Source organism: Leptospira weilii (assembly GCF_006874765.1).
GTDB lineage: Bacteria > Spirochaetota > Leptospiria > Leptospirales > Leptospiraceae > Leptospira > Leptospira weilii.
Map to the genome: position 1 here is coordinate 2,410,001 of NZ_CP040840.1, position 20,000 is coordinate 2,430,000.

The 20,000-nt window shown below is 41.7% G+C and carries 16 protein-coding genes, 1 tRNA gene and 1 pseudogene (2 of these 18 running past the window's edge); 15 read left to right on the top strand and 3 right to left on the bottom strand.

Features of this window, described 5'->3' with window-relative positions; translation table 11 throughout:
• From FHG67_RS11555 to FHG67_RS11620, 14 genes and pseudogenes are all read left to right on the top strand, one after another.
• Positions 1-720 carry the 3' portion of a LysM peptidoglycan-binding domain-containing M23 family metallopeptidase gene (locus FHG67_RS11555; RefSeq protein ID WP_004496099.1) on the top strand. 288 nt of this gene lie to the left of the window's left edge, so 720 of the gene's 1,008 nt are visible here — the last part of the coding sequence; its start codon lies off the left edge, out of view; the stop codon is at positions 718-720.
• A 59-nt stretch (positions 721-779) separates the two neighbouring features.
• Positions 780-1,685 carry a hypothetical protein gene (locus tag FHG67_RS11560; RefSeq protein WP_002624267.1) on the top strand — a complete coding sequence of 302 codons (906 nt, stop codon included), beginning with the start codon at positions 780-782 and terminating at the stop codon, positions 1,683-1,685.
• A gap of 4 nt (positions 1,686-1,689) precedes the next feature.
• The gene (gene gspD / locus FHG67_RS11565; RefSeq protein ID WP_004498442.1) at positions 1,690-3,495 is read left to right on the top strand and encodes a type II secretion system secretin GspD; all 1,806 of its coding nucleotides are present in this window, start codon (positions 1,690-1,692) and stop codon (positions 3,493-3,495) included.
• Between the two features lie 3 nt (positions 3,496-3,498).
• On the top strand, positions 3,499-5,172 hold the full coding sequence (gene gspE, locus FHG67_RS11570) for a type II secretion system ATPase GspE (protein ID WP_004498476.1): 1,674 nt from the start codon (positions 3,499-3,501) through the stop codon (positions 5,170-5,172).
• 4 nt (positions 5,173-5,176) lie between these two features.
• A complete protein-coding gene (locus FHG67_RS11575; RefSeq protein ID WP_004496133.1) occupies positions 5,177-6,403 on the top strand; it encodes a type II secretion system F family protein in 1,227 nt (408 codons plus the stop codon).
• Between the two features lie 22 nt (positions 6,404-6,425).
• A complete protein-coding gene (gene gspG, locus FHG67_RS11580) occupies positions 6,426-6,902 on the top strand; it encodes a type II secretion system major pseudopilin GspG (protein WP_004498453.1) in 477 nt (158 codons plus the stop codon).
• Between the two features lie 21 nt (positions 6,903-6,923).
• Complete coding sequence (locus FHG67_RS11585) at positions 6,924-7,493, top strand: pilus assembly FimT family protein (protein WP_002634413.1); 570 nt, start codon at positions 6,924-6,926, stop codon at positions 7,491-7,493.
• Positions 7,468-8,097 (top strand): type II secretion system protein, encoded by a 630-nt coding sequence (locus FHG67_RS11590; protein WP_002634440.1) that lies wholly within the window; start codon positions 7,468-7,470, stop codon positions 8,095-8,097. The genes FHG67_RS11585 and FHG67_RS11590 overlap by 26 nt, the downstream gene beginning before the upstream one ends.
• 9 nt (positions 8,098-8,106) lie before the next feature.
• Positions 8,107-8,751 carry a type II secretion system protein GspJ gene (locus FHG67_RS11595; protein WP_002634434.1) on the top strand — a complete coding sequence of 215 codons (645 nt, stop codon included), beginning with the start codon at positions 8,107-8,109 and terminating at the stop codon, positions 8,749-8,751.
• Positions 8,714-9,958 carry a type II secretion system minor pseudopilin gene (locus FHG67_RS11600; protein WP_004496114.1) on the top strand — a complete coding sequence of 415 codons (1,245 nt, stop codon included), beginning with the start codon at positions 8,714-8,716 and terminating at the stop codon, positions 9,956-9,958. Before FHG67_RS11595 ends, FHG67_RS11600 begins: the two co-directional genes overlap by 38 nt.
• A 7-nt stretch (positions 9,959-9,965) precedes the next feature.
• A complete protein-coding gene (locus tag FHG67_RS11605) occupies positions 9,966-11,591 on the top strand; it encodes a cell division FtsA domain-containing protein (RefSeq protein WP_004498433.1) in 1,626 nt (541 codons plus the stop codon).
• A 7-nt stretch (positions 11,592-11,598) separates the two neighbouring features.
• On the top strand, positions 11,599-12,129 hold the full coding sequence (locus tag FHG67_RS11610; RefSeq protein ID WP_002634390.1) for a hypothetical protein: 531 nt from the start codon (positions 11,599-11,601) through the stop codon (positions 12,127-12,129).
• Positions 12,126-13,049, top strand: coding sequence for a type II secretion system protein GspN (gene gspN / locus FHG67_RS11615; protein ID WP_004498420.1), 924 nt, complete (start codon positions 12,126-12,128; stop codon positions 13,047-13,049). The genes FHG67_RS11610 and gspN overlap by 4 nt, the downstream gene beginning before the upstream one ends.
• 92 nt (positions 13,050-13,141) lie before the next feature.
• A pseudogene (locus tag FHG67_RS11620) lies at positions 13,142-13,285 on the top strand (hypothetical protein); the annotation flags it as partial.
• Between the two features lie 347 nt (positions 13,286-13,632).
• On the opposite strand, the gene FHG67_RS11625 reads toward FHG67_RS11620, so the two are convergent.
• Positions 13,633-17,229, bottom strand: a complete 3,597-nt coding sequence (locus FHG67_RS11625; RefSeq protein WP_004498440.1) for a vitamin B12-dependent ribonucleotide reductase — start codon at positions 17,227-17,229, stop codon at positions 13,633-13,635.
• A gap of 208 nt (positions 17,230-17,437) precedes the next feature.
• On the opposite strand from FHG67_RS11625, the gene FHG67_RS11630 reads away from it, so the two are divergent.
• A tRNA-Asn gene (locus tag FHG67_RS11630) sits at positions 17,438-17,513 on the top strand.
• A gap of 1,281 nt (positions 17,514-18,794) precedes the next feature.
• On the opposite strand, the gene FHG67_RS11640 is transcribed toward FHG67_RS11630, so the two are convergent.
• Both FHG67_RS11640 and xseA read right to left on the bottom strand, forming a co-directional pair.
• A complete protein-coding gene (locus tag FHG67_RS11640) occupies positions 18,795-19,079 on the bottom strand; it encodes an exodeoxyribonuclease VII small subunit (protein ID WP_004496197.1) in 285 nt (94 codons plus the stop codon).
• A gap of 2 nt (positions 19,080-19,081) precedes the next feature.
• Positions 19,082-20,000, bottom strand: partial view of an exodeoxyribonuclease VII large subunit gene (xseA, locus tag FHG67_RS11645; RefSeq protein ID WP_004498469.1) — the 3' portion only. It continues 350 nt past the right edge of the window; only the last 919 of its 1,269 coding nucleotides appear in the window; its start codon lies beyond the right edge, outside the window; its stop codon occupies positions 19,082-19,084.

The window sequence follows — 20,000 nt, forward strand, 5'->3', positions numbered from 1 at the left end:
AATTATCATAAAGACAAATCCAATTTAGAACTTCCGAGTTTTATCAACGTCAATAAAATCATTTCCTCCAGAATCATAAGTCATAGTGGGATCATCTATAAAAATTATGTTGTAAAACCGAAAGATTCTCTTTCCAAAATCGCAAGAAATATGAAAACTTCGGTTCAAAAAATTATCTCTACAAACGGTCTGAAAAAGAACACTACGCTTCAAGTCGGACAGAATATTTCTATTCCGGTTCAAGTGCGTAATGCAAGCCGCGAAAAAGTGGAATTTCGCAGATTATTTGTACATCCGGTTTTGAACGCGAAGATAACTTCTCGTTACGGAAGAAGAAAAGATCCGTTTCACACCGGTTTTCGCGGCTTTCATACCGGTTTGGATTTTGCAGGCGCGCAAGGCGCTCCCATTCTTGCAGTTGCAGACGGAGTCGTATCTTTTGCCGGAGTTAACGGAGGTTATGGGAACACGGTTATCATTGAGCACGAAAACGGCTATAAAACAATGTATGCTCATTGTTCGAAAATTACGATTGATCAGGGAACGAAAGTCAGCACTGGCACGGTCATAGGTGCAATTGGCAGAACCGGATCGGCTACGGGGCCTCATCTTCATTTTGAAGTCTTTTTGAACGGAACTAGGGTAAACCCTGAGACTGCTTTGAAAAAGGCGTTGAAAATTGTTACACCTTTAGATCCGGGTAAATTTGCCAGATTGTAGTCCAAATAGAAATTGTAAGTATTCCAATTTCTTGAAAGAAATTTGCTAACCGAATTCCTATGAACGCGATTTTTTTAGAACTCAGGAAGAACACTTTCTATACGCTTATTCCCGTAATTTTATTCTTTTCTTATTCTCTTTCCTATCTTCTGAGGGCCGTTATTCTCGCTTTTTTAAATCCAAGCGTTCAAGCGGCAAATTCTAACGTAAGTCCGATTCGTAAAATGGGTTCGGAAACCGTCAATCGAGCCCTTTCTTCTTATGAAGAAATGGTCCAAGGAAATTTAATCCGAGGAGTCATCCCTAAAGAAGGGGAAGTTCCCGTAGAAGGCGAAATGTCCGTCGCTCCCCCGGACACGGGAGAAGGAGAGGATATGAAAGTCACCGGTACCTTGAGCGGGCACTGGTCCTTTGCTCGGGTTACGATCGTGGAAAAAGGGAAAGCCGAATCCCAGGAGTTTGGAATTGGTGAGACTGTCAGTGGATATAAGATTCGTTCGATTGCGCTCAACTACGTCGTTTTGGAAAAGGGAGGAGTCACTCTCAAAGTTGAGATCGGTCAAACCCCGGGAGAAGCAAGAGCTAAACTAAGTCTGGATGCCAATACGAAAGCGGAGGGCGAACAACTTCCTGCCGGAAATACGGTTCGAAAGGTTCTTTCTAGACAGGACGTAAATCGTAAGCTGAAGGATCAGGCAGCGATCTTTAAGAATGCAAGATTCGGTCCTGCATTGATCAATGGAAAGATCACCGGTTATAAAATCTACAGTGTAACGCCAGATCACATCTTTTATGCCTTAGGGGCTAGAAACGGAGATATCATCAAACGAGTAAATGGAATGCCATTAACCGAAACTGAAAAAATGTTAGAAATCTGGGGAGCCGTAAAAACTGCCGATAAGATTACGGTAGATGTAGAAAGAGGTAGTCAGATTCTCACCTACGAATTTATTATCAGAAATTAAAAAGATGTACGGAACAATCAGTCAATTTTCAATCTTTAGAATATTCTCCATTCTCATACTTTTGTTTTTAGTGTGGGACAAACCAGTATTCCCTCAGAGCAAGAAAAAATCCTCCGTTAAGACAAGATCGGCGACCGCTCCGGAAGAGCCGACGGAAAAGAGCTTTTATGCAAACTGGAGAGACACCGAGTTAAACGATTTTCTCAAAGGGATGAGCGCTATCTTAAAGAAAAACATTCTTTTAGATGAGAGTTTAAAAGGTAAAAAGATTACGATCATTTCTCAAAAAGAAATCCCGATTAAAAACGCATTCATCTTTATGAAATCGGTTTTAGAATCGCTTGGTTTTGGCGTGGTGGAAGAACCGGATTTGATTTCGATTGTCAAGATTAAAGATGCGCTTGCAAGATCTCCCGTGGTCCGAGTCGGAAAGGAGTTAATTCCGGAAACGGAAGTCGGCGATTACAGAACGATCACTCAGATTATTCCTATTGAAAATACAAAACCGGAAGAACTAGAACCTATTCTCAAACGTCTGACTTCTCCGAATACGGATGTAATCGTTTATAGAAATACGAACACAATCGTTCTTTCTGGTTCTGCTGCGGACATCAATAAATTGTTGGTTTTGATAAATGAACTCGATCTGAAATTGGAAGAGGCAAGTCCGGGGGCGATCGCGTCCGCCGGTGATGTGCACATTTATACTCTGGAACACAGTGAGGCCGAAAAGATCGCGGCCACTCTCGTTAAATTGGATAATCCTGTCGTTCAATCCGAAGAATTGAGCCCTGAGAAAAAAGTTCCGGGGCAGATACCGATGAAAGTGGAGAAAATTAAGGCAGTAGGTCATAAAGAATCGAATTCCGTCATTGTAACCGCAACCAATGCCGAGTGGGCCGAGATTCGAAAGATCATCAAAGTTTTGGATTCCGCTCGGAAACAGGTTCTCCTAGAAGTACTGATTGTGGAACTTACTTCTAGCGATTTGAACGATTTCGGGATCGATTGGAGATATAAGGGAGAAGCGTTCGGTCAATTCAACTCGGGTCTTTCTAAAGAGGCGAATATCATCAATTCAAACGGGCAGATCAATCCGAATGTCAACACTCTCAGCGGTTTCTCTTTGGGGTTCTTAAAAGCAGGTTCGGAGCAGATCATCGGAATTTTAAGCGCTAACCAAGGAAATGAAAATTTCAACGTATTGTCCGCTCCTCAAGTACTCACAGTGGACAATCAAGAAGCGGAGATCAGTGTCGGTCAGGATGTTCCGGTTAGAACTCAGAGTAGGAATGCCGGTACCGGCGGAACCAATGCGGTGACGGTGGACAACTACGAATATCGTCCGACAGGTATCAAACTCAAATTTACTCCGCATGTGAACAAAAATAATAGGATTACTCTTGAGCTATTTCAGGAAATCAAGAATATCGCCGAGATCGCCCTTTCCGGAGGAAATCCGACTTTCAATCGTCGCGAAATCAAAACTTCCATTTCCATCGAGAACACTCAGTCTATCGTGATCGGGGGGCTTATCTCAAATGATAAGCAAAAAAGGATTATTAAAATTCCTTTGCTTGGGGATATTCCGTATTTAGGTCATCTTTTCAAAAGGACCACCGAAAAAATCAAAAAGACGAACTTGATGGTCTTTATCACTCCGCATATACTAGACAGTAGAGAAACTGCGGATAAAATGACCGTGAAGAAAAAGATGCAACAGGAACAATACGAGCTCGAAAGAGAAAGAACCCTCAATAAAGAAAGAGAAATCAAATCTTTCTTTGATTTCTTTGAAAAAGAGGATTAAAACTTGAAAACTCTCGGGGATATCCTAATCGAAGAGGGAATCATATCCGAAAAAGACCTGGAAGATTCCCTTAAGGTTCAGAAGAAAAATAATCTCCCGCTCAGTCATATCATTCAGAAAAAAGGAATCGCCGGAGAAACCGATATTCTTCGCGCCCTGTCCAAACTCTATCGGCTTGAATTCAGGGAAAAACTCGAGTTTACCGGAATGGAAGACGTATTCTTACAAATTCCGCTGAAACTTCTTCAAAGAAGTAGGATTGTTCCATTTCAACTTTCTAAAAAGACGATTCGAGTCGCCGTGTCCGATCCGTCCGATCTGCATCCGATGGACGACGTACGGAATTTCTTAAAAGGTTATAACGTAGAATTCGTTCTTGCCCCCGAGCCGGAGATCATGAGAATCATTCATTCTCAGTTCGATACCACCTCTTCCTCAGCAAAAGAAATGCTCAATGAGATGGAGGGAAGTTTTTCAGAACTTGCGGAAGCTTTCGAAAACGAAACTCTCGACTTAAGTGACGACGCCCCCATCATCAAGATGGTGAATGTGATTCTTTCGCAGGCCGTCAACGAAAGAGCTTCGGATATTCATATCGAACCCTACGAAAAGTCGCTCGTGGTTCGTTACAGAGTGGATGGTATTTTGCATAACGTTCTCAGTCCTCCCAAATCCTATCACGCCGGAATTTCTTCCAGGATCAAGATCATGTCGAATCTGAATATCGCGGAGAATCGGCTTCCTCAAGACGGGAGAATTAAACTCAGACTTGCTGGAAAGGACATCGATATCCGGGTTTCTACGATTCCCTGTCAGTTCGGAGAAAGAATCGTTATGAGGCTTTTGAATAAAACGGATCAAAAGTATTCTTTGGATACGATGGGTTTTTATCCCGACCTCATCAAATCGCTTCGTTCTTTGATCTATGAACCTCATGGAATCGTTCTCGTTACGGGACCGACCGGATCGGGAAAATCCACCACGCTCTATTCGGCGCTCAGCGAGCTGAACACAGAAGAAAGAAACATCATCACTTGCGAAGACCCCGTGGAGTATCAGATCGAAGGAATTTCTCAGATGCAAATGCAGGAGAAAATCGGTCTTACGTTTGCTACCGGACTCAGAGCGATCTTACGACAAGACCCGGATGTGATTATGGTGGGGGAGATTCGAGACGAGGAAACCGCGAGGATCGCGATCCAGGCTTCTCTTACGGGTCACCTTGTGTTTTCCACGTTGCATACGAATGACGCGGCGAGTGCGGCTACCCGTTTGATCGATATGGGAATCGAACCGTACCTGATCACTTCCACGGTTTTGGGTTTTATGGCTCAGAGACTTGTGCGCGTTATCTGCGCTCAGTGTAAGGAAACGTATAAACCGACCGCTTCGGAATTGGAATCGATTGGAATTTCTAGAAAGGCTTTAAAGAACGGAAGCTTACACAGAGGTAAGGGTTGTTCTCATTGTATGGGAACCGGTTTTAAGGGAAGAACGGGAATCTACGAACTTTTGTTGGTGAATTCTCATATCAAACATGCGATCCTACAAGGCAAGGACGCGGGACAATTGAACGAGATCGCGCTGGAACATAACTTTCAGACTTTAAAGGATTACGGAGTCAAAAAGGTAATCGACGGAGTTACAACGATCGACGAAGTCCTCAGGGTGACCTAACGTCATGGCAATTTATTCTTACGTTGCATTTAATAAAAAAGGAAAAGAAGAGAAGGGGATTATAGACGCCGCTTCTCTTCAAGCCGCCAGATCCAAGTTAAAGAATAAGGGTCTTTATGTTCGCAACATCTCCGAAGACTCCGAAAAAAAAGACAGGGAACTCTTTCCTTTTTTAGCGAAATACTTTTATAGAATTCCCCGCAAAGAAGTAGGACTTTTTTCTAGGCAACTCGCAACGTTACTCGGCGCCGGAATTCCTCTGGATAAATCTCTTTCCAGCATCGTAGAACAAACGGAAAACCAAAACTTTAGAAAAGTTCTTACCGGAATGCAGGCAAATATCACGGAAGGTGCTTCCCTATCGGAAGCGATGAAAAAACATCCCGATGTGTTTCCCAGTCAATTTCCGTCTCTGGTCGCGGTTGGAGAAAAAACCGGGGATTACGAAGCCACTTTGACTAGACTTGCCGAACTCGAAGAAAAATCGAGCGAACTCAAAGCAAAAGTTCAAGTAGCGATGGTATATCCGTTCATCATGGGTTCTTTATCCATCTTCGTTACGATCTTTTTATTAACGGTAGTTATTCCGCAGATTCAAGAATTGTTTCTACAGTTCGACGCGAAACTTCCTTTGATCACTCGAATCGTAATCGGAGTTTCGGACATTCTGATCGGATTTTGGTGGCTTCTTCTTGCCTTGGGCTTCGGCGCTGTTGCGAGTTTTATCTATTACAAAAACACTCCTAAAGGAAAACGAAATTGGGACGAGTTCGTGTTGAAAATTCCGATTTTGGGTTCTCTTGCACGCAAAGTTCTCGTGAGTAGTTTTGCAAGAAACATCGGAATTCTTTTGAGTAACCGTGTTCCATTGATTACTACATTGACCATCGTGGAAAAAATCGTGAATCATTCCATCTTCGGAGAAGAAATTAAAAACGCGGTAGAAAGAATCAAGGAAGGAGAAAAACTTTCCGCATCATTCAGCGGGTCCGTAATTCTGCCTCAGATGGTGGTGGGTATGATTGCCGCCGGAGAAGTCTCGGACCGGGTTCCGGAAATGATGAATAAACTCGCGGATATTTACGATACCGAAGTGGACACCGCGATTAAAACAATGACACAATCCATGGAACCTTTGATGATTGTGGTTATGGGTCTTTTGATCGGAACGATTATGGCATCCATTATGGTCCCAATGTACAACTTGACGCAGCAACTTCAAAATATATAGCTTTAGATTAAGGAGAATTGAATTGAACCAATCCAAATTAAAAAGAAAGTACAGAAAAGGTCTGACACTGATCGAACTCGCCGTTGTTGTGATCATTTTAGGCGCTCTGATTGCTCTTGTTTATTCCAACTTTAAACCCGGTGAAATCAGCGATGATACCGCGGTCCTCAAACTAAAAAAAGACGCCTACGAACTTCAATCGCATCTTGAAAGATACGCGCAACGTTACGGCACTTATCCTTCCGACGAACAAGGTCTCGAAGCTTTGGTGGAAAAGCCTACTACGGGAGATGTTCCTGAAGATTGGAAACCCGTACTGACCAAAAAGGCAGCGATCAATGATCCTTGGGGAACTCCTTATAAACTCAAAAGAGACGCGAATGGCGACGTTCAACTCATAACCATGGGCAAGGATAAAAAAGAAGGCGGAGAGGGTAAAAATGCTGACTTTAACATCCTTAATGAAGACGAATATCCGACCGACTTCCGCAGAAAATAATCCTATCTTTCCTTTCCGGCTATGAAGTTACAAAACGTCCGGAAAGGATTTACTCTGATCGAGTTAATCGTTGTTATTGCGATACTTGCGGGGTTAATTAGTATTCTCGCAAGTACCGCCGCGAATTTCATTATTCCTTCCGGAAGTGATGCGGCGCAAACTCTAAAACAAGCGGCCGAATTCTGCTATAAAAAATCCATTCTTACGAATACCACGATGATATTGGAATTGGATATAGACAATGACACGTATGCTGTCAAAAAATTAGTTCGAGACGAAAGCGGACTTAAGGAAATCTTAATTTTTAAGCCTCAGAAACTTCCTTATACTTCCGAAATTATCGACATCACCGATATTCGAGGGTTTCGATATACGAAAGGAATCATCAAAGTTCCTTATACTTATCTCGGAATCTCAGCGGATTATAGTGTTCATTTAGGAAACGATCCTTCTATTTACAGGACTTTAATCCTTTATCGATATGGAGGGAAAGTTTCCGTATTGGAAGGAGAGCAGTTTCATACTTCTTCGAATTTGGCGACCGATAAGAATTGGAAAGAGCAGGATGATAACGAACAGCAACAGCCGTAAATCCGTTTCCTTCCGGATCGCAAAAATCATACGTCAATTCGGATTCTACAAAACGAATTTGCATCGTAACGACGAAACTCGTTCGATCGGAGATTGCGCACATTCGTCGAAATTGATTCGAAGCGGTTTTAATTTGATCGAGGTTTCTATTGCTCTTGCGTTAGCCGGAATTGCAATGACATACACTTACATGGTTATCTCCAACGGAATCAGACAACAAAGAATGGCCGCTTTAATTTCAAACGCAGTTCATCTCGCTAAAATTAAAATGGCTCAGATCGATTCTGTGTCTGTGCTTCAATCCGATAAAACCACTGGAAATATTCCGGGTTATCCCGGATACAGTTTTGAAACGATAATCAATGAGGAAGAGATGGATCTTATGAAACTTGCCGGAAAAGAAAATAAAAAACCGGAGGATCTGCTCGGTGGTCGGGATTCGGAGATGAATAAATTGATCATGAAAAGATCAGGGCAGGCAAATCAGGGGGCGGCTACTGTCGGAATCATCCGAGTTTTCAGAATTAAGGTTACGATTAAGTATCCCACTGGGAATGGAACGGAATCTTATACTGCGGAAACGTTTAAGTCCGCGCAATATTAAGAATTTAAAATGAAAATAAAGAACGCTCACTTCAAACGAAACGGTTTTACCTTGATCGAAATTTCGATCGTGGTGATGATTTTGGGCGTTATATTTGTCGGAATTTTTTCTACATATTACACCTCTCTTAGAATTTCCAGAGAATCTTCTTCTTCCGGAGGGGCGGCAAAAAGGGATATTCTTCTTGCGATTGAGAATATTCGAAGTACGATCTCGATGACATACTTCCATCAAACTCAGAGGAGACTGATCTTTATCGGTAAAAATGAAGGGAGGGGAATCGATCGTAAGGACCGTTTGGATTTTGCGGCCACACATCCGAATTCGGAAGAGACTTCCATGCCGGAAGTGAGAGAAGTCTCTTTCTACTTAAAACCGATGCCGGATAATTCCGATTACAATCTACTCATACGCAGAGAAGATGAGATGGTGGATCGTTATCCGAAATCGGGAGGAACAGAATATACTTTGTTGACTTATGTAAAAAGTTTTCAGCTCAGATATTCCAGAACCGGAGCGAAATGGGAAGACGAATGGGATTCGAAGCTTACCAAGTCGATTCCGAGACTGATCCGAATCGAGTTGATCGTAAACTCTGGAAAGAAGGAGGTCCGTTATGAAACGCTTGCGTTTCCGGGGATTCTTTTTAAATAATATTCAAATTTTATTAAACTCGATTCGAAAATTTCCTTTTACTTTTTTGAATACGCGGAAGAATGTTTCAAGCGCTTCGTTTGTTTTTAAAATACGAATCGGTTATAAAAACAAGTCGTTGTTGATTTTACCGCGACGAAACATTCGCAAATCCAGGGAAGGTTTTATGGTCGTTATCTTAGTGATGGCGATCGGTACCGCTTCCTTTTATACGGCTACGGAATTCGGAGAACTCTCCTTGGGGGAACTAAGAGTCGCTCAAGCGAATGCGGACGGATTCCGGGCGCTTCTTCTTGCAAAAGCGGGTTTCCAGGGGGCGCTCGGCGCACTTAAAAAAATTCCGGAGGAATATCTCTACAAAAGCGGAATCGCACTCAACCCTCCGCCTTTGCCGTTGGGAGGCGGGACCATTTATTATAAGATCAGTTCCGAAGACGGAAAGATCAATTTGAATTCTCTTTTGAACCAGGATGACAATCAACAGAATCTGCGTTCTGTAGAAATGCTTTCGAGACTTTTTGATCAATTCGGTATCAAACGGGAAAAACTCTTTCCGATCTTCGACTGGTTGGATACAGATCTTCAGGAAGTCGGCGGAGGCGCGGAAGACGGATATTACTCCTCTCTAAAACCCCCTCGTAAGAATAAGAATTCCTTTATGTATTCTCTTTCGGAACTCGTTTCTGTCAAGGGATTCGATAGAGAAACGGTTTACGGTTCTCTAAAGCCGACAGACTTTGATCAGAAATATTCCAAAGCGTTTCAATCGGAAGAGGAACGCGCATTGATCGGAGATAACGATTTCGTTTTAGCGAATAACGTGACCGCATATATTCCTTCCGGACAAAATTCGGATGATAGAATCAACTTGAACGGTGCGCCATATTTTGTTTTGATGTCTTTATCCGATTTTATGACCAAACAGGCCGCTATGAGAATTCTTAAATTCAAATTGGAACGCGGCGGTTTTATCAAAGAACTGAAAGATCTGGAAAAATTTCAGGAATTTCAAATTCCAACCGCAGGGGGATTGACGCTTTACAAGGAACTCGCAGGAGAAGGAACCGATGTTTCGGGAGGAAGGGTGAAAACCAAGGGAGAAATCTTTCGAATCGTAGCAGTGGGTCAGGTAAAGAATACAATTCGCAGAATCACGGGTATTTTCGATCTGACCAATAACCAGATGCTTTATTATATGGAAGACTAAAAAACAGATGTTTATTTACGATCAATTTCTTGCAATCGATTATGGAACGAGTGCGATCAAAGGCGTACTGTTTCAAAAAGTTCTCGGTAAGTTAAACATTTTACGTTCCGAGATTATGAGTATCTCTCACGGAGAAGAGGACGAATACAAACACAATATTCTTCGTTTTATCAATTCCTACTTTCCTGGAGAAACGAGTATCGTTTTGAATCTTCCTTTGAGTCGTCTTTTTGTAAGGGAGTTTTCTATTCCTCTCACGACCGTAAAAGCGGTTCGGGAAGTGATTCCTTTTGAAGTGGAAAACAGAATTCCGTTTCCCATGGAAACCGTCGAGGTAACGGGAAACATATGGAGAATTGATCAGGAAAAATCGAACGTGATTGCGTATTCGGCGCACCACAGCGAATTGGATTTTATCACCGCACCCTTTTTCGGAAGCAATATCATATTTAGAGGTTTGTTTGTGGATTCGGTCAGCCTTGCTTCCGTTGTCTCTGAACATTCGAACAAAGAAATCACTCATAAGAAATCTGTCCAAGTGGACATAGGCGGACGAGTTACCATCTTAAGTATTTTGAATGAAGGAAAAGTCGCTCATACCAGATATATCTCCATGGGTGGAGACACTCTTACGGAACAAATTGCGTCCGACTTAAAGATTCCTTTTGAAAAGGCGGAAGCGATACAATTTTCTCTTCAATTTGAACCGTTTGCGGAAGAAGGGGTTGATCTCAATTTGTTCGCGAAGGAATTCAAACTCAAAGCAAGCGATATCAAAAAGGCATTTCAAAGTGCCGTAAAATTCGCGGAAAAGCTTTCATCCGAAATTAACAGAAGTATCGTGTCGATGAACGAGGCTGAAAGACCGGAAATTTTATATCTTTCGGGCGGGGGAAGTAAGATCCGAGGAATCGAATCCTTTTTCGGGGATTCTCTGGGACTCATCATCCGTAGATATGATTTCCTTTCTTTGAACGGGGATACCTTCTCGACTTGTTTGGGAATGGGTTATCATTTCGGATTTCCGAAAAAAGATAAGGTCGATTTTATAGATACTCCTCATGTTAAGCGGATCAATAAGAACATTCTAAACTTAGATCAGTTTAGACCGCATTTGATTTTTTCGGGAATTTCTTTGTTCATTCTAATCACGGTTTTTTTTGTAGGAATCATAGTCGACAAACGAAAACTCAGTGCAGGCGACAAGATACTTGCCGAAAAATTTCAGAAAGGTTTTGGCAGACCCGCCCCCGAAGACACAGATATATTAGAATATGCCACTAAACTCAAGAACGAAGAGAAGAAAAAAACTGAGATTTACAGATTATACTTAAGCAAACCAAGTGTTCTGGACATTCTATTCGAATTGTCCATAAATTTTCCTTCTTCTGATATGCAACCGTTTCAGTTGGATCAGTTCGATTACGATCAAGATCTCGTCAAGATCGGAGGAAAAGTAAACGAGTTTAGCGAAATAGGAGTTGTACAAAGATCTTTGGAAAAGTCCCCTATGTTTAAAGATATAGAGATTGTAGACAAAAAATTGATGCAAGGCGTTAAAAATTATAAAGTGTCTTTTATCATTAAGATGAAGGTCGTCAATAAACCAGTTTCTTCGGAGGAATCGTTTTAGGATCGCCATGCTTGATAAATTAGAACCCAGAGAAAGACTGATCGTACTCGGAGGAATTGGGGCAATTCTTTTACTAATTGTATTTTTGGCGATCCGCAAAGTGATAACTCTTCGTCAGGGATTAACGGAAAGAGTTCAAGATTCGAGAACCGCCCCCGTAAAACTGGATAAGATTATTCAAGAGTTTAACGATTTTAAATCTTTGGATTCTTCCGGAGGGGAGACAGACGTAAGCGCCGTTTACGCGAAGTTGGATGAGATTTTTATACGACATGGATTGAAAGAAAAAATTTCTACGATGAAAGATTCCAATTCGATCGAAGATAAGAAATACAATCGGATCACGATCGATATCAATTTCCGATCAGTCACCTTGGACAATATCTTTCGTCTGATCTATGATATAGAAAAGAACAAGATGATTAACGCTAGAGTGGAGTATTTGAATTTTAAAAAGCCGTTTTTAGGAAAGGAAGTTTATGACGTAAATTTAAAACTTTCCACCTATAGTCGTGTAGTGGCGAGCGCAAAACGATGAAAAAAGACAAAGAATTTCAGGAAGAGACCGCACTTACTCCCGAAGAAGAGGAATTTTTGACTCTTGAACTTCAGGAAGAGGAGGAGGAAACGACCCCTCGTTTTACGCTCAGACAGAAACTGATTCTTATCGGAACGGGTCTTTTTTCGTTTCTCATTTTTACAATTTGGCTTTTCCCTCTAGACGAGGTCGTTCGTAGTTCTTTACAGTCCTCTTCGGTTAAAACGGGAACTATCGTCAATTTTAGGGATTTGAGTATTTCGATTTTAGGAAATGTAACTTTGGATACTCTGGAAATCACCACGTCTTCCAATTTTAAGATAAAAACAGAAGAGGCGATTTTGAAGACTTCCCTACTCGGTTTGATTAAGAAAAAGTTCAACGGAAAATTTAAACTGATTTCCTTAAAAATTGACACCGAAAATGGACCCTTGGCGAAGATTCGTAGCTTTGAAGGTCAGGGAAAATTCGATAATTTAGACCAAGGTTTTTCGAGAATGAGCGGCACGTTGGATTTGGAAATTCCGGCCGGGTCCTCTTCGGGTATGATTCAGGAGCTTCCTGAGATTCCTCTTTTAGGCGAGCTCAAAAATATTACGATTAAAAAGTTTCTTACAAAAGTGAACATTCAAGGCGGGAATCTCATCTTTAATGATTTTACATTAGACACATCGATTGCACGTTTCGATATCACGGGAAATATTCGTCTATCGGAGAACATATCCTTTTCTCAGTTGAATCTTAGGATTTGTCTGGAACTGGATCGCAACTTTGCGTTGGAAAGACAGGATATCCAAGACATGTTGACTCTCTTAGAAAAACAGAGCGGAAGTAAATGTATTCCGGTTATGGGAACCGTCAACAAGCCGGAAGTGAAAATTCCGGGATTATCCGGGCTATCTCCACCGGAAACTCCTTAGACTTTTTGCGATGATCGGGTGAGTAGACTTTTTGATACGTTACTAGGATCGAAATTGTCCGCAAAATTCAAATTCGGAGCTCGACAAGAATTACTACAGACGATGCGGGGCTTTTCGATTTTTCTGCGGGAAGTCTTAGTAATACGTTCGCCGATTCTTTTTATATCTGGGATTTCAGAATTTGGACCGGACTTCAGTCCAACTGGAAAACGATCTCGTCTACACAACTTTGTTCTTTTAGACCGCACTCTTAGAAGGAATTGCGAATCCGATCGGAAGATATTTGATTAACGGGAATCAAGGTACCTGAAAATACGGATTCGTTTGCTATTTATTTCGACACTTATGAATGCGGTTGGCAAACTCACTCCGGTCGCAGACAGATAATATTCCGATTTTCAGAGGTTCCGATACGAGAATGTTGTAGTAGTTGCTTTTGAAATGAGTTCCAGACTTCGCTATCCCTATAAAAGCTTGAGCCACATAATCACTCAAACTTTTATAGAATTTTGTTCCTCTCCAAATACAACGAATGATTATACTTGTAATCTTTTGAGCGAAGAAAACAAACTACGCAATTCGATTAAGAACATCCGGTAGTCGCTCCGCAGGACATACATTTCAAACAAGATCCGTTACGCACCATCTCAAACGAGCCACACTCCGAACAAGAGTCGCCGGTATAACCTTTGATCTTGGCGAGTTTAATTTCTTCTAAGAGGGCGAGGGAAGTCGTAGATTTTTCCTTAGAAATCATTTGTGAATAGGAAATTGTTTCCACTTCTTTCTTCGGAACGGGTTCCGCCGTTATAGTTGTGAAATTGATAGTTTCCTTTTCTTGGGTATTTGATTCAGCGGTGGCTCGTTTGGAACCGATTTCGTCTCCTCTCAAGTCTTCCGGAGCTACTTGCCCAAGATCATATCTTCCGAGGTAGGTAATTGCCAATTCTCTGAAGATATAATCGATTACGGACGTACTCATCTTGATGTGTTTATTTCCGGAAACAATACCGTTCGGTTCAAATTTGAAGAAAGTAAACGCATCCACGTATTCTTCCAAAGGAACACCGTGCTGTAATCCCAAGGAAACTGAAATGGCAAATGCGTTCATCAAACTTCTAAACGCGGCTCCTTCCTTATGCATATCGATAAAAATCTCACCGATTTGACCGTCTTCATATTCACCCGTTCTAAGATATACCTTGTGCCCGCCCACGATTGCTTTTTGAGTATAACCCGCTCTTCGGCTCGGAAGCTTTCTTCTATGGGAAATATATTTTGTGATTACTTTTTCAGCGATCTGAACTGGATCTTTGGAAATCATCGCTTCCCTGATTTCGTCCTGATCATCCACTTCAATTCCATTCAAAAGTTCTAATACAGAATTGAGAGGTTGGGAAAGTTTGGATCCGTCTCTGTAAAGAGCGTTTGCTTTGATCATCATTTTCCAAGAGAGGAAATAGGCGTTTTTGATATCCTCTATGGTCGCTTCTTCCGGAAGGTTGATCGTTTTAGAGATTGCGCCGCTGATAAAAGGTTGAGCCGCCGCCATGATGTGTATGTGAGACTCGTAGGAGAGAAATCTTTTTCCGTATTTTCCGCATTTGTTGGCACAGTCGAATACGGGATAATCCTTTTCCTTTAAGAACGGAGCGTTTTCGACCGTCATCGTTCCGCAGACGTAGTCGTTCGCTTTGTTGACCTCCTCTTTAGTAAAACCTAGATGTTCCAGAAGAGAAAAGCCTGGGGCGTTGAAAACTTCCCTCGCAATTCCCAAGTTTTTGATTAGGAAGTTTTCTCCCAAATTAAATTTATTGAATGCAAAGTTGATATCAAATGCAAGAGGAAGGGAGGCTTCCACTTTTTCGAGAATTTCGTTTGTGAAACCTTTCTCCTTTAAAGTTTGTGTATTGATTACAGGAGCTCCGTTCAAGGTCGCATGCCCTTTGCAATAATTTACGATCGCTTCAATTTCAGAAGTAGAATAACCTAATTTTTTCAAACCGTAAGGAACGGATTGATTGATGATTTTGAAATAACCGCCCCCCGCAAGTTTTTTAAATTTCACAAGGGCGAAATCAGGTTCGATCCCCGTAGTATCGCAATCCATCACGAGTCCGATGGTTCCGGTAGGAGCAATTACGGTAACTTGCGCGTTTCTAAATCCGTGTTTTTCTCCTAGTTCCAATGCCAAGTCTGCGTCTTCTTGCGCCGCTTTAAGCAAGTAAGAAGGGCAGAACGCGGGATTGATTCCTACGGGAGTAATAGTTAAACTTTCGTAGTCCCCAGAAGGAGCATTGTAAGCGGCCCTCCTATGATTACGAATTACTCGAAGCATATGTTTTTTATTTTTCGCATAACCCGTAAATGGACCTTGTTCTTTAGCCATCTCTGCAGAAGTCGCATAAGCGGTCATGTGCATGATAGAAGAAATGGCGCCAGTGATTGCCATCGCTTCTTGAGAGTCGTAAGGAATACCTAGGATCATCAAAACGGAACCTAGATTCGCGTAACCAAGACCTAAAGTACGGAATTTATAAGAAAGCTCCGCAATTTCCTTGGAAGGAAACTGTGCCATAGTCACAGAAATTTCAAGAATGATAGTCCAAAGTCTACAGAGATAACGAAAACCTTCCACATCGAAGTTGAGAGTTTCCAAGTTTACGAATTTTTGCAAATTTGCGGATGCGAGATTACAGGCAGTGTTATCCAAGAACATATATTCGGAACATGGATTTGAAGCGTTGATTGAACCGTCTTCCGGACAAGTATGCCATTCGTTGATGGTGGTATGGTATTGAGTTCCAGGATCTGCGCTTGCCCAAGCCGAATAAGAAATTTTTTCCCAGAGCTCTCTGGCTCTTAAAGTTTGAGAAGGCTTCGCTTTGCGTCCTTCTGACTTTGCTTTTTCTTTTTCGGTTCTAAAGTAAAGATTCCAAGGTTGGTCTTGTTCCACCGCGGTCATAAATTCGTTCGTAAGACGAACGGAGTTATTGCTATTTTGACCGGATACCGTGTTGTAAGCATCAGATTGCCAATCAGTGGTCAATTCCTCAAAAAGAATTTCCTTATATCCCTGTTTGGCAAGGTCGATCACTCGTTTGATGTAATTATCGGGAATGAGGACCCTTTTTGCTTCGAGGATGTTTTTTTTTAAGGAAGAATTTTTTTTCGGATCGAAACGATCTTCTCCTTCCATTTCGTAACAAGCGGACATGATTGCGTTAAGATGACGACTGTTCAGTATGGAACCAGTTACGAGGGAAGCCACTTTCTTTTCTTCGGTCACTTTCCAGTCGATGAAACTTTCAATATCGGGATGATCCACATCAAGACAAACCATCTTTGCGGCACGGCGAGTCGTTCCGCCGGATTTGATCGCACCAGCGGCGCGGTCACCGATCTTTAAGAAACTCATCAAACCGGAACTTTTTCCACCTCCGGAAAGAGGTTCGTTTTCTCCTCTTAAATGAGAGAAATTGGTTCCAGTCCCGGAACCATATTTAAACAGACGCGCTTCTCGTACCCAAAGATCCATAATCCCGCCGTCATTGACGAGATCGTCATCCACACTTTGTATAAAACAAGCGTGAGGTTGGGGATGTTCGTATGCGGAAGTCGATTTTACAAGTTTACCGGTGGAGGGATCCACATAATAATGGCCTTGAGATTTTCCGTCGATTCCATACGCCCAGTTTAAACCGGTATTGAACCATTGTGGAGAATTTGGAGCCGCCATCTGAGTGCCAAGCATGGAAACAATTTCATCATAAAAAGCTTTCGCACTTTCTTCATCGGAGAAATATTTATATTTGTATCCCCAATATGTCCAACAACCTGCAAGTCTGTGAAAAACTTGAAGCGCGCTAGTTTCTCCGCCGAAACGATCTTCCGGTTTTAAAGATTCCAATTTTTCCGTATCCGGAACCGATTTTTGCAACCACTCCGGAATTCCATCTTCCTGCACTTTTTTTAGATATTTTGGAACACCTTTTCTTCGAAAATACTTCTGCGCTAAAATATCAACGGCAACTTGGGACCAATCTTCCGGAACAAGAATATCATTTGCTTCAAAAACTTTGGATCCGTCCGGGTTGGTAATTTTGGAATTTCGCTTTGCCCATCGAATTGTAGGGAACTCTCCATTTCGGGGGACGGTAAAATGCCGATTTATCTTCATAATTTTTTTTTGACTCCATAACACTCATAAAAAGGGATTATGTCACTCTAAGAAAGAGGAAAAATGATCCAAAGCGTTTTTTGGCTCCCTCATTTTTAAAAATTTAAAATTTTTCCTCTGAAAAGTTAGAAAAACATGCTCCAATGAGACAAATTGAGATTGCGCTCTTGCCCCTTTTTGAAAATATAGGTTGCACTACCGAGGATACTCCCCTTTAGCTCAGTCGGTAGAGCAAGTGACTGTTAATCACTGGGTCGCTGGTTCGAGCCCAGCAGGGGGAGCCAGTTCTCTATCCTTTCTTCCAATTTGAATTCTTTTTCGGTTCTTGTTAGACCGTCACAACAAGATAGAACAACAAAAACTCAATTTTTGTACAAAACCTTTGGTAAAATATCCTAACTTTTCTATGTTCTAAATTCGAGCGAAATAGCCCACTCTGTTTTTTTCATTTAACTAACGTAAATTCGGCCTAAGCAAATGAGAAAGCGATTATTATGTTGCGATCCGTAGAGGCGTAACCAACCCCCACAGATTAAGAAGGCTTTTGGGATAATAAGGATCAAAAACTGATATTTTTCAAGTGTTCCGACAAGAATGATACTTTTTACTTGCAAGAAGTATCATTTTCTGATAGAGAAAAATCTCCCGAGTCTTTCCGCCTACCACCCAAAAATCAGGGGAAACTCAGGCACAACGTTTCCTAAACTCAGTAAACACCTTCCTATGGGTCGGTGTTTAGGTCGCGTCGTGGGGCCGATCGTTTCACAGAGGGTTTGTCGGAATTCCGACAAATTTATCTTCGGATCCAAGTATTTGCGGGGTTGGTTATGTTAGAGACCAACACTTTAGTTTCCTATTCGCCCAAACTTTCAACCGCCGAACTCACGTTAACTAACGTAAATTCGGTGTAAGAAATCCATGATTCGTCTTTTGTAGAAAGTTTGAATTTGAACGCTGTGAATCTATTCTTAAAATGTGGAATTACAACAAATCGCGATTTTACGAACAAATTTTAAAAAGAGGGACCCATACTTTTAAAAAATTCTTTCTCATTTTCTTACGCCGAACTCACGTTAACTACGAGTTCAATTTAGAGTCTGTCGTCTGTCCCAAACCCGTCGAGCGCTAATAAAAGCGAGACGCTGAGTTTTATCGAGCGCTAATAAAAGCGAGACGCTGAGTTTTATCGAGCGCTAATAAAAGCGAGACGCTGAGTTTTATCGAGCGCTAATAAAAGCGAGACGCTGAGTTTTATCGAGTGCTAATAGAGACGCCTGAATTTCACAAAAATATGAGAACTTTTTTAGATGCTAGTGGGATAGGTATTGGACTTTACAAGTCCTGATTCCGAAAACGTAGGAACTCCTACGTTTTATTATGAAACGTATGGAATGATTGTAGCTGATTTTGAGCCAAGCTTTTAAGAAAATAAGGGAAACTTTCTAGGAGTAGAGGATTACAGGTCAAAAAAGGAAAATGAACAAAAACAAAGTTAACGAGAGTAAAAAAATGTAACCGTTACTTTGGCATAGCCACTACAAATTCAACGTAACTTTTCCGAAAAATTAAAAGAGATCTTCTTCTAAATCAGAGGAAGTTTGGGATGTCGTTTTGGACTCTGTCCGAAAACCGGTTTTGTTTGTCTTTTTCGATTCGTCCTTGGTAAGTGCTTCTATCTTTCCTTCTGCAGAATCCAAAATTCCCCGGCAGATTTTTTTAAGTTCCATCCCTCTTTCATATGCCTTGAGAGATTCTTCCAAACTGAAATCTTGACGTTCCAATTTTTCTGCGATTTGCTCGAGCTCAACCAGAGCGTCTTCAAATGAAATTTTTGATCTTGCTTCCGCCATTCTTATTTTCCTTTTCTGATCACTTCTATTGTTCCACCCGAAAGTAAAACTTGCAATTCTTCTTCCGGCTTTGTTTCTTCCGGAGATCGTATGATTTTTCCTTTTTGGTTTCTAAGAATCGAATATCCCCGCTTCATTGTGGCTGGCGGAGAAAGATCTTCCACCTTCGTAGTCCAAAATTCTGCCCTTTGTTTTTTGTGAAAAAAAATATTCCGCATCTTGGATGTAAGATCCTCATATCGCTCCAATCGAACTCGGGCCAGACCCACTTTGTTGAATAGAGCCTTTTGCAAACGCACTCCAATCTCATCCAATCTTTGGTTTCTCTGGTTGAGAAGTTGCATCGGTTCCTTAAAAATAAACTTTCCGGATAAAAGTCTGAGTCTGTCTTTGCTGGATGAAATTCTTGCAAGTAAAGAGGTTTTCAATCTTCCTTCCAATTGGGTTAAGAATTGAAGCACATCTTCTTCTTTAGGAATCGCATATTCTGCCGCCGCGGTGGGAGTCGGAGTAGAATGGTCTGCCGCAAAGTCGGTTAATAAAACGTCGGTTTGGTGGCCCACCGCGGAGATAATAGGAATTCTGGAATTTGCGTAAGCCCGAACCACCTTTTCGTCGTTAAACGCCATCAGGTCTTCGAAACTGCCTCCTCCTCTACCTGCTATGATTACGTCGACCTCCCAACTGGGATGATTCAGTTCCTCGATTGCGGCGGCGATTGAGTCCGGGGCTTCGTCTCCTTGAACGAAACAAGGAGAAATGAGAATGTTAATTCCCGGAAAACGGGAACGGGCGATTTTGATAATATCTTCTATTGCCGCGCCGGAGGGAGAAGTTGCAATTCCGAGAGTTTTCGGAAAGGAGGGAATTCTTCTTTTTCGTTCCGGATCAAAGATTCCTTCGGCCGCGAGCTTCTGTTTG

Coding starts and splice junctions, on each gene's coding strand:
- FHG67_RS11625 (WP_004498440.1), bottom strand. CDS start 17,229: ATGAAGATAAATCGGCATTTTACCGTCCCCCGAAATGGAGAGTTCCCT.
- FHG67_RS11605 (WP_004498433.1), top strand. CDS start 9,966: ATGTTTATTTACGATCAATTTCTTGCAATCGATTATGGAACGAGTGCG.
- FHG67_RS11585 (WP_002634413.1), top strand. CDS start 6,924: ATGAAGTTACAAAACGTCCGGAAAGGATTTACTCTGATCGAGTTAATC.
- FHG67_RS11640 (WP_004496197.1), bottom strand. CDS start 19,079: ATGGCGGAAGCAAGATCAAAAATTTCATTTGAAGACGCTCTGGTTGAG.
- FHG67_RS11600 (WP_004496114.1), top strand. CDS start 8,714: ATGAAACGCTTGCGTTTCCGGGGATTCTTTTTAAATAATATTCAAATT.
- gspD (WP_004498442.1), top strand. CDS start 1,690: ATGTACGGAACAATCAGTCAATTTTCAATCTTTAGAATATTCTCCATT.
- FHG67_RS11595 (WP_002634434.1), top strand. CDS start 8,107: ATGAAAATAAAGAACGCTCACTTCAAACGAAACGGTTTTACCTTGATC.
- gspN (WP_004498420.1), top strand. CDS start 12,126: ATGAAAAAAGACAAAGAATTTCAGGAAGAGACCGCACTTACTCCCGAA.
- FHG67_RS11610 (WP_002634390.1), top strand. CDS start 11,599: ATGCTTGATAAATTAGAACCCAGAGAAAGACTGATCGTACTCGGAGGA.
- FHG67_RS11575 (WP_004496133.1), top strand. CDS start 5,177: ATGGCAATTTATTCTTACGTTGCATTTAATAAAAAAGGAAAAGAAGAG.
- FHG67_RS11560 (WP_002624267.1), top strand. CDS start 780: ATGAACGCGATTTTTTTAGAACTCAGGAAGAACACTTTCTATACGCTT.
- FHG67_RS11590 (WP_002634440.1), top strand. CDS start 7,468: ATGATAACGAACAGCAACAGCCGTAAATCCGTTTCCTTCCGGATCGCA.